Below are 14459 nucleotides of genomic sequence, written 5' to 3'. Positions count from 1 at the left end.
CTGCTAGACAGATCGCCGGGCCATGCAGAAGCATGCACATCTCGGCACGATAAAGCGCTGCCTTCAGCGCCTATATATCCCACATTCCGCAAGACGGATTGCCTGGATGATTGCGCCCGGTGGGCGCTTCTTCAAACAGGAGCAAGACTCCTGCCCCGATTGGTTCGCATGCCCCGCGAGGTAGCGCACCCTATGAAGCACAGCATGGCTTTGCCGCGAGCCGCACCGTCAGCAGAAATGCCAGCGATGCGATGCCATCGCGGCTGCCGCCAGTGCATGTGCTTCAGAGTCGCCAGTATCGTCACCGCGAGTGCGATGCTGGCATGTATGCCGTCACATGCCATGGCTACGTGCGCGCGTCGTTACTGGCGGCGTGCTGCCAGTGACGACGCGCCGCCAATGGCATATGCCCAGGCGGCAAGCGGAATTCCACCGCGTGATGTTGTTCAGTGACGGGGCCAGGCGCCCCGCATCGCAGGCAAGCTCTGCGATGTCCTTTGCCCGCTACGGGCTGATTAGTAGAAGTTGATCCGTGCACGATGTGCACTCCATGGACCCTGGGTGATTGGTCCCCGCTGCGGCAGCTTCCTCCGGGAGCGCGCAGCGGTGCCACACGCGCATGCGGCGCGGGCAGGCAGTAACAGCAACCGCATACACGGGAGTGGTGTCCCGAGGCCCTTGATTCAACCTTTTCTGCCGAGGCAGTGAGGGTGGCCAGAAACACTTACCAGACAGGATTACACCACGCGGCATCGATGTGAAAACCAAAGATCGAAAGGATGACTTTGCCATGCGCGACCTGAACTACCAGCTCAAGCAACTGTGTCACCGCAACCGGGATGGCAGTTTTGCGACGCAGGCGGACCGTGAGCGCATATTAAATCTGTGCGCCAATGACCTGGCGGAACGGGGCTTTCAGCATATGAGCGTGGACAGTCTGAAGCCGAAGCATGTGGCGGCGCTGCTCGACAAGTGGAAGCAGGATGACGTCAGTACCGGAACGATCAAGAATCGCATGAGCGCCCTGCGCTGGTGGGCTGAGAAGATCGGCAAGGAAAACATCATCGCGCGCACCAACGGCGAATATGGCATCGCGGAGCGGGTGTTTGTCACCAACGTCTCGAAGGCGAAGGTGCTCGATGCCGACACGCTGGCCCGCGTGAACGATCCGTATACGCGCATGTCTTTGCAGCTGCAGGCGGCGTTTGGTTTGCGGCGCGAGGAAAGTATCAAGATCAAGCCGGGATGGGCCGATGGTGGGAACATCCTGCGGTTGCAGGATAGCTGGACCAAGGGCGGAAAATACCGAGAGGTGCCGATTGCCACCATGCAGCAGCGCGCCGTGCTGGACGCGGCCAAGGCGCTGGCCGGAAAAGGCAGCTTGATTCCGGCGCAGTTGCGCTATCGGGACCAGTTGAACCGCTTTCGGGCGCAGTGCGACAAGGCGGGCCTCCATGGCGTGCATGGACTGCGCCATGAGTACGCGCAGCGGCGCTATGCCGAGTTGACTGGCCGACCTTGTCCAGCCAGTGGCGGCCCGACGTCCAGACAGCTGGATGCTTCAAAAAAACTCGCGGATCAAGCTGCGCGGCTAAAGATTTCGGCGGAGATGGGGCATGGCCGTGAACAGGTCACCTCCATCTATCTGGGCAGATAACCGACCACTTGTATCAGGAGCGCAGCGCATGGAACAGAAGAGATGCAAAGGAGTGCAGCCTTGGTGCTGCCGGAATGATCGCGGAGAGTCGGCATGACTCTCCATTGTTTGCTGTTCATCAATCGAAGGAGAATCTTATGACCACGACTAAAAAATTCCTCCGCTTGCCTGCGGTCATCGAGGCCACCGGCTGGTCCCGCGCCACAATCTGGCGCAAGGTGAAGGCAGGCGTGTTGCCAGCACCTATTCCTATCGGTCCCAAGTCTATCGCGTGGGACGCAGAGGAAATAGCCCAATGGCAGCAGAGATGCATAGACTCTAGCCGCAGGGGCGTCTGAGCGAGAGGTTGAGCAACCGCTGGATAGCAGCACGCGCATCATCTATTCTGTCGGGAACGGCAGGCGGCCGCCACACTCACGGCCGGGCCTCGACGCGGCATGTCGATTTCGGCGGCTAGTGTGGCAAATCCGATATGTTGCTCCAACCTCAGCGCGTCGCCAAGCGTGTTCAGCTGCGCTTTGCGTTACTGGTCTGCGAAGGCTGGTTCTGATCATGGGAAGAGGGGCAATGTTGGCTTAGCAACATCATGCCATCTTCAATGAGGTTTTTCGAGGTATCTATAAAGCCGAGCCGATAGATCAGCGATTCGGATTGCAGGGTACGCGTTGGGATGGGTGCGGCAAACGTAGCCATTGTACTGTTTACAGTAGTGGTGTTCACTCTTGGAATACGTTCAGGATACAGCTCTGAAGCATTACTGAAACTCCTTTCGATAACCTGTTCTGTCGGCCTGAGCTGCTGAGATGAACTCCGTTGTCGGTTGGATAACCCTCTAAAATTGATAATCTTTTGTGCCAGATGCTGATTCCTGATGCACGGCTTTTCCTACTGCCGCTGTATCGCGTCGGACATTTCAATCGAAATCGCCTGTGGCTTGAACACAAGTGATGCCTGTTGGCTCTGATTTTGCCTTGTAGACTACTCTCCTAATTCCTCAACATGCAGTGTGGGAATTTAAAAATCTCATCGTCACTAACAATGATCTGGAAATTAGTCGCGGAATGCTGCTACTCTCTACCGTGACAATTTGTGTATTTTTCAGATTTTCAAGATGTTATCCTCACGGTCAACAGTAGGTCTCTAATATTGGTCTCAGCAACGATGAAATTATTTTCGCTGGGAGGGATTCGTTAAATTTTAAGAAAATAAAAAAATGGGCCGCTCAGCAGATTACACAATTCAAGGTTTTTTATATCAGTTTAATCAAACGCTTTCTGAGTTATTAAAAGCTGCAGATGATGCTGTGATCACTATAGAAGGAATAGTGGAAGACATCGAGGTGGCAACGTTCGCTGGAACGAAAGCGATACAATGTAAATACCACGAAACTCAAGATAGATATACGCCGAGCATTATATATAATCCATTGCTTCAAATGATGAAGCATTTTAAGTCCAATCCGACTGCAAAAATCAGCTATTACTTATTTGCACATTTTCCGAATGATCAAGTAATTACGGTGTCTTTAGATGATCTAAATAATGCGATTAAATCAAAAAATAAGGATTTGAAAGACCTAGTATTGGAAGTTGCGGGCGTTAATGTTGATGAATTCCTAAAGGTTTTTTCAATTTATATTACCCCAAAGTATGACGATCTAATGGCGGAAAATGGGAAACTATTAGAAGCGCTCGGCTATAGCAAGCTAGAGGTCGAGACGATGTTCTACCCTAATGCGATTCAAATTATCGCTGACTTGAGTATAAAACACGATGTAAAGCTTAGGGGAATAACAAAAATTCAGTTTTTAGAGACACTACGCCAAATTAGATCTACGGCCGTATCACAGTGGACACTTGCGCTGAATACTAGAAAGGTAGTACTTGATACACGTCGTAAACAACTTAAAGAAAATCTCAATGAAAATGTCCGTTTGCGACATCTTGTAATATTTCCTAAGTTTATTGATAAATTTGAAGATCAAATTGTTCTTTTTATTAAGTCATTTACTGATAAATATCATTTTAAAGTATCACATACCCATACTCCTCTTTTTGCGATAGATGTTAATGTAAATCTTTTCGATGAAATTGCGGAACGGCTTGTTGGGAAAGATGTAATACCCAATCATGGTCGGCCGGTTAAAATTTTTTCAGAGGCAAATTTTTTTCGCGAGCCATTGGTCCAAAAAGATAAAAAAGAATTTGTTTTGCGACTTATTCGTTGGGAGGAGTATAAGAATATTGCTATTAATACGAAGCCAGATGATCTTTTCGTAATCGGTGATGGCGAGAAAATTACATTGAACGTAAGGGATGTAAATTTAGAATTTCTCGGAGCCGAGAAATTTAATGAGATAAAATACATGATGGGGATAAGCAATGCCTATTAAGATTGGATCTGTGCTTTCCTGTGCTCCTGAGGCTATTGTTGTTATGGTCGATGGTCTTGAAATTTTCGAAAAAAACAAACAAGGTTTGCAAGTTGGTCGTTTTTTAAAAATCGCTCAAGGCAATCTTGACTTCACGATTGCTACTATTCGAAATATTAAAGGAACTAACAACCTTGGCCTAGATGGAAGGCCAATTTGGAGTTTCCAGATCGAATGCCAAGCCATTGGGACATTGGTTGAGGATAAGACGTTTGATCGAGGCAGTTTACTTCTGCCTGTGCCGACTGAACATGCATTTATCGCAGAGGCGGATACTCTCGATAAAATATTTTCTGCAGATGGTGAGCACGATTTCCCGCTAGGAAAACTCTCTATGAATAAGACGATTGATCTTATGATAGATGGAAATCGTTTTTTTAGTAAACATATTGCTGTTGTCGGCTCAACTGGTTCTGGTAAGTCATGTACGGTTGCGAGCGTATTGCAAAGTGTTGTAGGTATTTCTCAGAATAAGAATAAAAACAAAAATGCGAGAAATAATTCGCATGTTTTGATATTTGATATACATGATGAATACACCGCCGCTTTCACACTTTTAAAGGAAGAGTCTTTCACTCTAAGTCGTCTGGATATTGATTCTTTACAGTTGCCATACTGGTTAATGAATTCAGAAGAGTTGGAAAGTATGTTCATTGAGAGTAATGAAGCAAACTCTCATAATCAAGTTAGTCAATTTAAGCATGCTGTTGTTCTTAATAAAGAAAAACACAATCCAAAGATTACTGAGGTTACCTACGATACGCCAGCATATTTTTCGATTGGCGAGGTTTATAGATATATTGAAAACTTGAATCGAGAAGTCATAGGGCGACTACCTGGGGAAGATAAGCCTAAGTTGGCTGATGGGAACTTGGTAATAGATCGAAAAATATACTTTGATAAAATTCATGATTTTGTTCCGAACTCTACTGCGAAAGAGAGTAAAGCAACTAGCGGGCCGTTTAATGGTGAATTCAACAGGTTCGTTTCTCGACTTGAGGCAAAGCTAGCCGACAAACGTTTGAGATTTCTTTTGAATGCGAAGAAGCCTGATGGGCAACCTCATGTTACCGAGGACTTTGAAGCATTGATGAAACAATTCATCGGCTACCTTGATTTGGCGAACGTCACTATTGTAGATTTGAGTGGTGTACCTTTTGAAGTTTTGAGTATTACCGTCAGTTTGATATCACGTCTTGTCTTTGATTTTTGTTTTCATTATTCCAAGTTGCAACATGCGCAGGGAAAGCTAAATGATATCCCTGTTATGTTGGTTTGTGAGGAAGCGCACAACTATGTTCCACGGAATGACCATGCTGCCTATCGAGCATCTCGAAAATCTATCGAACGAATCGCGAAGGAAGGACGTAAATATGGCCTAAGTCTGATGGTTGTAAGTCAGCGTCCCTCAGAAGTGTCAGAGACGATCTTTGCTCAGTGCAGTAATTTCATTTCCTTGCGACTGACAAACGATGCGGATCAAAGTTATGTACGACGGTTATTTCCAGACAACGCTAATGCTATAACGGAAATTCTACCTAACTTGGCTCCGGGAGAGTGTGTGGTTGTCGGTGATGCAGTTTTGCTGCCTGCAGTCATCAAGATGCCTCTACCTGTTCCAGAACCCCACTCGCAAAGCGTTAAGGTTCATAAGGAGTGGAGAGAACCTTGGCGCGACGTTGTGTTTGCGCAAGTCATTGAGCGTTGGCGCAAGTAGATTCAGAGCGAAATTAATGGTATTGTAAATTAGCTACCTCGCGTATTCGATTGATCCCCTAGTTCTCCATGGATACTTTGTGGCCGAGAATTTTTTCGTTCAATGAATACTTAGGGGGCATTTTCGGGGGAGGGCGAATGGACCTCTATCGGTTGGATCGCAACGGGAGCTCCATGCCTTTTCTAAGTATTGGTGAGGATGGCGATATCGAAAAATACTATCAATAGACAAGCACATTCAGTGAAGTTTCGCAGATTATTCATTGGCTCTTCTTGATAGCTGTCTGGACATAATTCGGCTGAAATTCCAGGTTGCCGAATATTGGCTAAGTGATTGATTTTTGGGGTATGGTTGAGGGTAAATCCGAGATCGAATTCTGTCGAAAACAAAGTTTGGCGCGGCTTGCTGCGGAAGATAAAAATCCCCCTCTCAGACGAAAAAAGAAAAAACTACCCTCGGGTAGCTTTTTTTCGTCTGTGGCGAAGAGAAGCATGCCCCCTGCGGGGCTGCGCGGGGATTCGAAGGTGCGGGCCTACCGGCCTGGCCCTCTCCGAATCCACTGACTGCCGCCGCTGCGCGGCAGCCCCGCGCGCCTGCGGCGCGCGTTCGTGGTTCTAATTAGATTTCAACTGAGCATGCTTCGACGGCGCCAATTGCGTCAGTCCGTGTCCGAATGGCAGCCCTAGCCCTAGGCCGCTGCTGGCTTCGCTGCCGCCGGCTTGCCCCGCGAGCGCGGTTTCGCAGCCCCCGCTTTTTTTGGAAGCGCCATCCACCTTATCCCCCTTCCCAGACCCAATAACCTCCGCCACCAGCCGCACCCCAAGCGCACCAAGTACGCGGGTCATGGTTTCCATGCGCGGCTGGCTATTCGGGCGCAGTGCCTTGTACAGACTCTCGCGCCCCAAGCCAGCCGCCTTGGCGATTTCGCTCATGCCGCGCGCACGCGCGATATCGCCAATGGCGGCGGCAAATATGGCGGCGTCGTTTGTTTCCAGTGCTTGCGTGATGAAGGCGGCCGCCGCCTCGTTGCTGGTGATGTATTCCGCTGGATCAAAATCCTCCAGATCCAGTCCTTCAAAGTCGGACAGCGTGATGTTGTGCTCAGTCATGATGCACCTCCTGTATTGCTTCGGTTCGCTATTATTTTGTCGGTTTTGCGGTGGTTTTCTTTGCGGCAGCTTTCTTTAATTCCTTGACCATCTGCCTGGCCTTCTTGATGTCAGCAGCCTGGGTGCTTTTGTTGCCTCCCACGAGCAGCACGATCACGTAGACTTCAACTTCAATGAAATAGACACGCCAACCTGGGCCTACATTAATGCGTAATTCGCGGACGCCGCCACCCACCGGCTTCACGTCACCCAGCCCATTTTCCAGCCGGACGATGTGCTGGGGTCTTGTCGTCCTTGATCTCGGACAAGCAGTTGCTGAAGTGCTTGGTTTATGTAACCGTCTTCTGAGATAACTGTATTCATTCGAATACAGATGCGCAATCAAATTTGAGCAAGCCTTATCCCCCCGCAAACCTTGTCCCTTCTCAACTCCCTCATAGTTTCCCCGATGTATCGTAAGCCTCTCCCACAAACCCTGGAGAGCCCCATGCCCTACGCCTACAGCAAAGTCGACGACCTAGAAAAAACCACCATGGTCGGCAATCATCAATGCGTTGCGCTGGTCCGCCATTACGCGGGCGCGCCTGTCACGTTGGCCTGGAAGCAGGGGGAAGCAGTGCTGGGAAATCGCTTGCTGCGCAAGGGCACGGCCATTGCCACGTTTATCAACGGGAAGTATGCGAATCATCAACAAGGCAATCACGCGGCCCTGTATATGGGGCAGACGCTGAACGGTATCCTCGTCATGGACCAGTGGACGGGCAAGCGCCTGGGCATCGTGACTTCGCGCACCTTGCGTTCCAAAGGCCAGTACAAGAATGGCTTGCATATCGACCCCAGCAACAATGCCGATGCTTTTTTCGTCATCGAATAGAGGAGCATCCATGCAACATAAACGTTTGATGACTTGCGCCGCCTGCTGTATTTTCCCTGTGTTCGTGCAGGCTGCCGTGGCTGCTTCTTATGCTTGCCCGGAGAGCGTGCCCGAGACGTCGATCAGCCTGAATACCGTGCCGGCTGGCTGGACACCCTATGTCGACAGTCCGCTCTACCTGAGCGCCGCAGCGCCTATCGATGGCGCACCGGAGCGCAGGGGGCAGCTCGTGCCCAGCGGGGAGCGCAGGAAAAAAGGGCACGCGACGCTCAGCTACCGTCTGGAAGGCAGCTATCCAGAAGGCAAGTGGTTGCAATGCCGTTACGGCGTGCATGGTGAAGTAACACTGTCGAGAAGGATGGACGACAGCATCAGCCTGTGCGAATTCACCTACAGAAAGGGCAGCAAGGCCGGGCAGAACGATATCGATATCGATTGCCGTTAGCATCGGCGCTATCGCTTCGCGGTATGTCTATGAAGTATTAGCATCCTTAAGCAAGCGGGATTGCCGTTCGGTTAACGAAAAAAACCCGCCGAAGCGGGCTTTGTCACTCTACAGCCAAACCAAAAACTTAGAACTGGTTCATGGTGTTGTCTTTACCAGCCGCCTTCAACGCCGCTTCGCCGCTGAAGTAATCCTTGTGATCGTCGCCGATGTCCGAGCCGGACATGTTTTGATGTTTCACGCAGGCGATGCCCTGGCGGATTTCCTTGCGCTGCACGCCGGCCACGTAGCCCAGCATGCCCTGGTCGCCGAAGTATTCCTTGGCCAGGTTGTCGGTCGACAAGGCTGCCGTGTGGTAAGTAGGCAGGGTGATCAGGTGATGGAAGATACCGGCTTCGCGGGCCGAGTCGGCCTGGAAGGTGCGGATTTTCTCGTCGGCCGTGATCGCCAATTCCGTCTGGTCGTATTCCACGCTCATCAGCTGGGCGCGTTCGTAGGCGGACACGTCCTTGCCGTCAGCCTTCATGATGTCATACACCTGCTGGCGGAAGTTCAGGGTCCAGTTGAACGATGGGCTGTTGTTGTACACCAGCTTGGCGTTCGGGATGACCTTGCGGATTTCGCTGACCATGCCGCCGATTTGCGCGATATGCGGTTTTTCCGTTTCGATCCACAGCAGGTCGGCGCCGTTTTGCAGCGAGGTGATGCAGTCGAGCACGCAACGCTCTTCGCCGGAACCGGCGCGGAACTGGAACAGGTTGCTTGGCAGGCGTTTTGGACGCAGCAGCTTGCCTTCGCGCTTGAGGATGACGTCGCCATTGCCCAGCGCGTCGGCCGACACTTCTTCGCAGTCGAGGAAGGCATTGTATTGGTCGCCCAGGTCGCCTGGTTCATTGGTGACGGCGATCTGCTTGGTCAGGCCGGCGCCCAGCGAATCGGTGCGGGCGACGATGATGCCGTCGTCCACGCCCAGTTCCAAAAAGGCGTAGCGGATGGCGCGGATCTTGGCCAGGAAGTCTTCGTGCGGCACCGTGACTTTACCGTCCTGGTGGCCGCATTGTTTCTCGTCGGATACCTGGTTTTCGATCTGGATGCAGCAGGCGCCCGCTTCGATGAACTGTTTCGCCAGCAAGTAGGTCGCTTCGGCATTGCCGAAACCGGCGTCGATGTCGGCGATGATGGGCACGACGTGGGTGATGTGGCCGTCGATCTTGGCCTGGATTGCTTGCTTCTCAGCACCTTGGGCCGCGTCCAGCTGGCGGAACAGGCCGCCCAGTTCGCGGGCATCGGCCTGGCGCAGGAAGGTGTACAGCTCGCGGATCAAGCTGGTGACGGCGGTTTTTTCATGCATGGACTGGTCTGGCAGCGGGCCGAACTCGGAGCGCAGGGCGGCGACCATCCAGCCGGACAGGTAGAGGTAGCGGCGGTCGGTGCTGTTGAAGTGCTTCTTGATCGAGATCATCTTCTGTTGACCGATGAAACCATGCCAGCAACCGAGCGACTGGGTGTACTTGGATGGGTCCGCATCATAGGCGGCCATGTCGTTGCGCATGATCTTGGCCGTGTAGCGGGCGATGTCCAGGCCGGTCTTGAATTTGTTCTGGGCGCGCATGCGGGCGGCGGACTCGGGATTGATGGCGTTCCATGCGCTACCTTGTTGCTCTTTCAAACCGGCAACAGCCTTGATGTCGTCTTGATATTGGGACATGTGTATCTCCTAAAGAAAAACTAAGTTTGAGAAAATCGTCGAGTGCGCCACTTTGTCGATGCGAACTGCATGACTAAATAGTAGGCCGATTGACGTCGATGTTCAAGTCTTATATAAGACATATAAGTTAAATTTAATCCTTATTTTTCAAGGGCTTAGTTATAGTTTTTCAGGATGTGAAATGAATTTTCAAAAAGTGAGAGCATTAATGGCTGAGGCTGTTGTTTGAAATTTCGCGATGTGAAACGCCTTTTCAGAATTTGGTGCAGCGCGACAAATCGGGGCGAAAAAAAAGCCACCCGAAGGTGGCTTGCGCCGCAGGCGGCTGATCTACCGTCCCACGGTCTGCCGCTGGTCCTTGATGAAGAGCGCCGTCAGCATGCCAATCACGCACACGCCGATCACGTAATAGGCGGGGCCCAGCACGTTGTTCTTCAGCATCAGCGTCACGACCACGGGCGTCAGGCCGCCGAAAATCGCGTATGACAAGTTATAGGAAAACGACAGTCCCGAGAAGCGCACCTGGGCCGGGAACGCCTGCACCAGCACATAAGGCACGGCGCCGACGACGCCGACGAACAGGCCCGTCATCGCGTACAGGGGCAGCAGCAGGTCGGGGCGGCTGCCGATGGTGGTGTAGAAAATGTACGTGGAAATGGCCAGCAGCACGGAACCGACGAAGATCACGCGCTTGCCGCCCAGGCGATCGGCCAGCATGCCGGCGATGATGCAGCCGAAGGCCAGGCACAGGGTGGCGATGGTATTGGCGACCAGGGTGGTGCGCGGCGCGATGTGGTGGATCTTTTGCAGCAGGGCAGGCGTCATCAAAATGACGACGACGATGCCGGCCGACAGCATCCACGTCAGCAGCATCGACACGGCGACGGCGCCGCGGTGACTGCGCAGCACGGATTTCAAGGGCATTTCCGTGGACAGCGCCTTGCGTTGCTGCATTTCCGCAAAGACGGGGGTTTCATGCAGCCAGCGGCGCAGATACATGGCGCCAAAGCCGAAGAGGCCGCCCAGCAGGAATGGATAGCGCCAGGCGCCATCGGTGATTTCTGCCGGCGTGTAGACGGTGTTGAGGCCCGTCGCGACGAGCGAGCCGAGCAGAATGCCGACCGTCAGGCCGGCCGTCAGCACGCCGCAGGCAAAGCCCGTGAAACGGCTCGGCACGTGTTCGGACACAAATACCCAGGCGCCCGGCACTTCGCCGCCCACGGCCGCGCCCTGGAAGATGCGCATCAAGAGCAGCAGCAGCGGGGCGGCCAGGCCGATGGTGGCGTAGGTCGGCAGCAGCCCGATCAGCAGGGTCGGCACGGCCATCATCAGGATGGAGAGGGTGAACATGCGCTTGCGGCCCAGCAAGTCGCCGAAGTGGGCCATGACGATGCCGCCCAGCGGACGCACCACGTAGCCGGCGGCGAAGATGCCGAAGGTTTGCAGCAAGCGCAGCCATTCCGGCATTTCCGGCGGGAAGAACAGTTGGCCGATGGCGTTGGCAAAGAAGACGAAGATGATGAAGTCGTAGAATTCCAGCGCACCGCCGAGGGCGGCCAGCGACAGGGTCTTGTAGTCTTGTTTGGTGAGGGGACGGCTTGCGGCGTTGATTGCGGCGGTGTTGGAAGTAGGCATGTGTCTCGTTCTTGTGTGTTATCGGAGATTGCCAGACCTAGCATACGCATTTCCGCCGCGTGAGTAAATGCGGTGCGTATGGGGAACAGCCTCAGCTGTGCTTAATACAACGCCGCTATCATCAGCGTTGACTTCATTGGAAAGGACACACAATGCACATCATGATCGTGGGCGCCAGCCGGGGCCTGGGACGCGCGCTGGTGGACGGTTTGCTCGCTGACGGACATACCGTCATCGGCGTATCGCGCCAGCAACCCGCCGACTTGCCTGCTGGCCAGGGCACACAGCTGCAATGGATCGCGGCGGACCTGGCCGCACCGGCCGAGGCCGTTGAACGCATCGCGCGCGAAGCGCCCGCCGCGCTGGACGCGGTGATCTACAACCTGGGCGTGTGGGAAGAAAAGGCCTTCAGCTATGACTATGCTTTTCTCGGCGATACGGACGAGGCCATCGTCGACATGGTCAATACCAACATCACGGCGACCATTTTGCTGCTCAAGCGCCTGGTGCCCCGCTTGCTGGCCAGCAGCAAGCCGCAACTGATACTCACGGGGTCGACGTCGGGCCTGCGCCAGAGCGGCCGCCCGGAAGTGACGTTCAGCGCCTCGAAATTCGCCCTGAACGGCATCGCCGACGCCTTGCGCGAAGGTTTCCGCGCACAGGGACTGGCCGTGACGGCGCTGCAGCTGGGCTATCTGAATACCTACGATGGCTTGTCGGTGCCGCTGGCGGACGCTGCCGCGCGGGGCGAGGGCGAGCTGATTCCCGTGCATGACGTCGTTGCCGTCGTGCGTATGCTGCTGAGCCTATCGAATGCCTCGTTCGTGCGCGAGCTGGTGCTGCCTGCGCTGCGCGACGAGCGCTTCTGACTGTTACGCGTCTTTGCCGAGCATGGGTTTCCTTGATGGGGCAGTGCTCGCCTGAGCAAACATGGACTATACAAGCACCCGGCGCACGCAGCGCGCATAGCCGTCAAACTCGTGCGCATTCTGATAGCTGACGCCCGTATCAAAATCCTTGCACCAGGCTTCGTCCGCGATGTCGCCCGGCTCGCCCGACCAGTGCCAGTTTGGCCGGAATTCATCTTTCAGCGTCGCATACAGCAGTGTCTGCTCGCGTCGTCCCGGCAAGCTGTGACCCAGGCTGGCGGCCCAGGCCGATGCGGCTTGCCATGTCTGGCGCTCCAGCTCGCACTCACCCGGCTGCAGCACCAGGTGGTAATCGGGCGCGCCATCCGTACCGAGGATCAGGCCGGCATAGCGTTCGCCCTGCCGGAGGGTGACGGGCGCTGCGGCCGATGGCGCCAATTCGACCCTGCGCACGGCGCAGGCGCGGCCTGAGCAGGTTTTGCGATAGTTGTACTGGGTGCCGTTGTCGAAATCGTGGCTCCAGGCCATGCGGGGCAGGATGGCGTCCGCCTCTGACGACCAGTACCAGGCATCCGGGAAGGCGTGGCGCAGGTTGGCGTGCAGCAGGGCCAGTTCGCTGCGCGTCGGCAGGCAGGCGCCGCGCGCTGCGGCCCAGGCTAGCGCGGCTTGCCAGGGCAGGGCGCCGGCCTCGCCGGGCAGCAGGAATAGCTGGTAGCTGACGGCGCCGTCCTGTCCAGGCATGACGTCCGCGTAGCGCTCGCCGTCAACGGCGCCTTGGTCGTTATGCCGGGCGTGCATAGGCAAACATATGTTGTACATACTCGGCCTTGCCTAGCGGTACGCCGTTATGACGCAGGATGTTGTAGGCCGTCACCAGGTGAAAATAGAATTGCGGCGTGGCCCAGTTGAGCGCGTATTCCTGGCCCGTCATGTCGAAGGTCAGGCCATCGGCCAGGGTGATCGACACTTGCCGCTCGGCGCCATCATCGATCACTGCGCGGTCCGCCAAAGCGAGCATTGCCAGGGTGTCCTCGATCAGCGCCTTGGCTTGCGGCATGTTGGCGGGCGTGGCGAGCCGGGGCAGCGCCTGCTGCGTCAGCCGGTACAGTGCTTCCTGTGCCTGGGTGCACGTGAATTCCACCTGCCGCGCCAAGGTGAGCATATCGGGCGCCAGCCGCGCGTCGAGCAGGTGTTGCGGATCGAAACCCAGTGCAAGGGCGCGTTCCTCGCCTTTGATGAGCAGCGTCGTCAGGGAGCGCAGCATCTGTGCAAAGCAGGGGATGGTGATGGCGTAGAGCGACATTGATATTCCTCAAGTAGTGATGCTGACAGGGAGTGGAACGGCGTCCGGCTTTTACGAATGCCCCAGCACGCCCGGGCAATGCGCGAACCAGCCGTCGTCTTCTTCCTGTGCAATAAAGGCCGCGATCAGCGCTTGCTGCGCCGACGGCGCGCCGGCCAGCAGGGCGTTGAAGCAGATGATGGTCGAGGCGCTGGGCGTGCCCGCGCCATTGGCGATGCCGACGAGAAAGTCGCCTGCCCAGTCGGGCAAGCTGGCGATCAAACGCGGCAGTTCGTGCAGCAAGGCCGCGCAATACGCGGTTTCACCGAAGCGCCAGGCGACGCGGTTGGCCGTCTGGTAGGCGCCGTAATCGTGCTCGGCTTGCACGGATTGAACAATGGCCAGCGCGTATTGCGCACCTTCCGCGCCCGTCAGCGCGTCGAGCATGGCGCAGTAGTGCTGGAAGCGCCGATGCGCTTCATCGGGTGGCGTGGCGCTGTCGTCATCCTGGACGATGTTACCCACAATTAAAAGTTCGGCTTTCCAGCGTTCGAATGAGGGTGGCATGGAATGAATGAAATGATCGCGATGGGGCTGCCATTATGACTTGTGCTGCCTTTGTCTGTAATTTTATTGATGGTGGCAGATCTCCTTTCGATGAAAATGAATCATCCTTGTTTTCGTGTTTATCAATTGGATTGTCCATGGTGACTCATCGTTACAAATAAAGGT

At 54.5% G+C, this 14459-nt stretch carries 14 protein-coding genes; 7 read left to right on the top strand and 7 right to left on the bottom strand.

The genetic code is table 11. From position 1 onward, the window contains the following. Window positions 1-790 precede the first annotated feature (790 nt). The 4 genes from ACQ4W0_RS04325 (at window position 791) to ACQ4W0_RS04310 (ending at window position 5805) form a co-directional block, all read left to right on the top strand. A complete protein-coding gene (locus ACQ4W0_RS04325; protein WP_436575651.1) occupies window positions 791-1657 on the top strand; it encodes a phage integrase N-terminal domain-containing protein in 867 nt (288 codons plus the stop codon). Window positions 1658-1731: 74 nt separating this feature from the next. Further along, a complete protein-coding gene (locus ACQ4W0_RS04320; protein ID WP_436575650.1) occupies window positions 1732-1995 on the top strand; it encodes a helix-turn-helix transcriptional regulator in 264 nt (87 codons plus the stop codon). An 875-nt stretch (window positions 1996-2870) separates the two neighbouring features. Next, a complete protein-coding gene (locus ACQ4W0_RS04315) occupies window positions 2871-4049 on the top strand; it encodes a hypothetical protein (RefSeq protein WP_436575649.1) in 1179 nt (392 codons plus the stop codon). After that, window positions 4039-5805 carry an ATP-binding protein gene (locus ACQ4W0_RS04310; protein WP_436575648.1) on the top strand — a complete coding sequence of 589 codons (1767 nt, stop codon included), beginning with the start codon at window positions 4039-4041 and terminating at the stop codon, window positions 5803-5805. The genes ACQ4W0_RS04315 and ACQ4W0_RS04310 overlap by 11 nt, the downstream gene beginning before the upstream one ends. 614 nt (window positions 5806-6419) lie before the next feature. Here ACQ4W0_RS04310 and ACQ4W0_RS04305 read toward each other — a convergent pair. Further along, a complete protein-coding gene (locus ACQ4W0_RS04305) occupies window positions 6420-6914 on the bottom strand; it encodes an addiction module antidote protein (protein ID WP_436575647.1) in 495 nt (164 codons plus the stop codon). Window positions 6915-6945: 31 nt separating this feature from the next. Continuing rightward, the gene (locus tag ACQ4W0_RS04300) at window positions 6946-7299 is read right to left on the bottom strand and encodes a type II toxin-antitoxin system RelE/ParE family toxin (RefSeq protein ID WP_436575646.1); all 354 of its coding nucleotides are present in this window, start codon (window positions 7297-7299) and stop codon (window positions 6946-6948) included. A gap of 102 nt (window positions 7300-7401) precedes the next feature. On the opposite strand from ACQ4W0_RS04300, the gene ACQ4W0_RS04295 reads away from it, so the two are divergent. Both ACQ4W0_RS04295 and ACQ4W0_RS04290 read left to right on the top strand, forming a co-directional pair. Next, a complete protein-coding gene (locus ACQ4W0_RS04295; RefSeq protein ID WP_436575645.1) occupies window positions 7402-7788 on the top strand; it encodes a BPSL0067 family protein in 387 nt (128 codons plus the stop codon). Between the two features lie 10 nt (window positions 7789-7798). Next, entirely contained in the window at window positions 7799-8233 is a 435-nt protein-coding gene (locus tag ACQ4W0_RS04290) for an STY0301 family protein (protein WP_436575644.1), read from the top strand. 127 nt (window positions 8234-8360) lie between these two features. On the opposite strand, the gene ACQ4W0_RS04285 is transcribed toward ACQ4W0_RS04290, so the two are convergent. Beyond that, complete coding sequence (locus tag ACQ4W0_RS04285) at window positions 8361-9941, bottom strand: isocitrate lyase (RefSeq protein WP_436575643.1); 1581 nt, start codon at window positions 9939-9941, stop codon at window positions 8361-8363. Window positions 9942-10271: 330 nt separating this feature from the next. Beyond that, complete coding sequence (locus ACQ4W0_RS04280) at window positions 10272-11576, bottom strand: MFS transporter (RefSeq protein WP_436575642.1); 1305 nt, start codon at window positions 11574-11576, stop codon at window positions 10272-10274. Between the two features lie 152 nt (window positions 11577-11728). Here ACQ4W0_RS04280 and ACQ4W0_RS04275 point away from each other — a divergent pair, with 152 nt between their 5' ends. Continuing rightward, window positions 11729-12445: an SDR family oxidoreductase gene (locus tag ACQ4W0_RS04275; RefSeq protein WP_436575641.1), complete on the top strand. Its 717-nt coding sequence runs from the start codon at window positions 11729-11731 to the stop codon at window positions 12443-12445. A gap of 66 nt (window positions 12446-12511) precedes the next feature. Here the strand turns inward: ACQ4W0_RS04275 and ACQ4W0_RS04270 are convergent, their stop codons facing one another. The 3 genes from ACQ4W0_RS04270 to ACQ4W0_RS04260 are packed head-to-tail and all read right to left on the bottom strand — an operon-like array spanning window position 12512 to window position 14294. Next, window positions 12512-13243, bottom strand: coding sequence for an Lcl C-terminal domain-containing protein (locus ACQ4W0_RS04270; RefSeq protein WP_436575640.1), 732 nt, complete (start codon window positions 13241-13243; stop codon window positions 12512-12514). After that, a complete protein-coding gene (locus ACQ4W0_RS04265; RefSeq protein ID WP_436575639.1) occupies window positions 13227-13748 on the bottom strand; it encodes a DUF1993 domain-containing protein in 522 nt (173 codons plus the stop codon). Before ACQ4W0_RS04265 ends, ACQ4W0_RS04270 begins: the two co-directional genes overlap by 17 nt. 51 nt (window positions 13749-13799) lie before the next feature. After that, window positions 13800-14294, bottom strand: coding sequence for a hypothetical protein (locus ACQ4W0_RS04260; protein ID WP_436575638.1), 495 nt, complete (start codon window positions 14292-14294; stop codon window positions 13800-13802). Between the last annotated feature and the right edge of the window lie 165 nt (window positions 14295-14459).

The sequence above is a fragment of the Janthinobacterium breve genome (assembly GCF_051380895.1).
Taxonomy (GTDB): domain Bacteria; phylum Pseudomonadota; class Gammaproteobacteria; order Burkholderiales; family Burkholderiaceae_D; genus Janthinobacterium.
This window is presented reverse-complemented; position numbering and strand designations above follow the sequence as displayed.

Coding starts and splice junctions, on each gene's coding strand:
- ACQ4W0_RS04325 (WP_436575651.1), top strand. CDS start 791: ATGCGCGACCTGAACTACCAGCTCAAGCAACTGTGTCACCGCAACCGG.
- ACQ4W0_RS04320 (WP_436575650.1), top strand. CDS start 1,732: ATGATCGCGGAGAGTCGGCATGACTCTCCATTGTTTGCTGTTCATCAA.
- ACQ4W0_RS04315 (WP_436575649.1), top strand. CDS start 2,871: ATGGGCCGCTCAGCAGATTACACAATTCAAGGTTTTTTATATCAGTTT.
- ACQ4W0_RS04310 (WP_436575648.1), top strand. CDS start 4,039: ATGCCTATTAAGATTGGATCTGTGCTTTCCTGTGCTCCTGAGGCTATT.
- ACQ4W0_RS04305 (WP_436575647.1), bottom strand. CDS start 6,914: ATGACTGAGCACAACATCACGCTGTCCGACTTTGAAGGACTGGATCTG.
- ACQ4W0_RS04295 (WP_436575645.1), top strand. CDS start 7,402: ATGCCCTACGCCTACAGCAAAGTCGACGACCTAGAAAAAACCACCATG.
- ACQ4W0_RS04290 (WP_436575644.1), top strand. CDS start 7,799: ATGCAACATAAACGTTTGATGACTTGCGCCGCCTGCTGTATTTTCCCT.
- ACQ4W0_RS04285 (WP_436575643.1), bottom strand. CDS start 9,941: ATGTCCCAATATCAAGACGACATCAAGGCTGTTGCCGGTTTGAAAGAG.
- ACQ4W0_RS04280 (WP_436575642.1), bottom strand. CDS start 11,576: ATGCCTACTTCCAACACCGCCGCAATCAACGCCGCAAGCCGTCCCCTC.
- ACQ4W0_RS04275 (WP_436575641.1), top strand. CDS start 11,729: ATGCACATCATGATCGTGGGCGCCAGCCGGGGCCTGGGACGCGCGCTG.
- ACQ4W0_RS04270 (WP_436575640.1), bottom strand. CDS start 13,243: ATGCACGCCCGGCATAACGACCAAGGCGCCGTTGACGGCGAGCGCTAC.
- ACQ4W0_RS04265 (WP_436575639.1), bottom strand. CDS start 13,748: ATGTCGCTCTACGCCATCACCATCCCCTGCTTTGCACAGATGCTGCGC.
- ACQ4W0_RS04260 (WP_436575638.1), bottom strand. CDS start 14,294: ATGCCACCCTCATTCGAACGCTGGAAAGCCGAACTTTTAATTGTGGGT.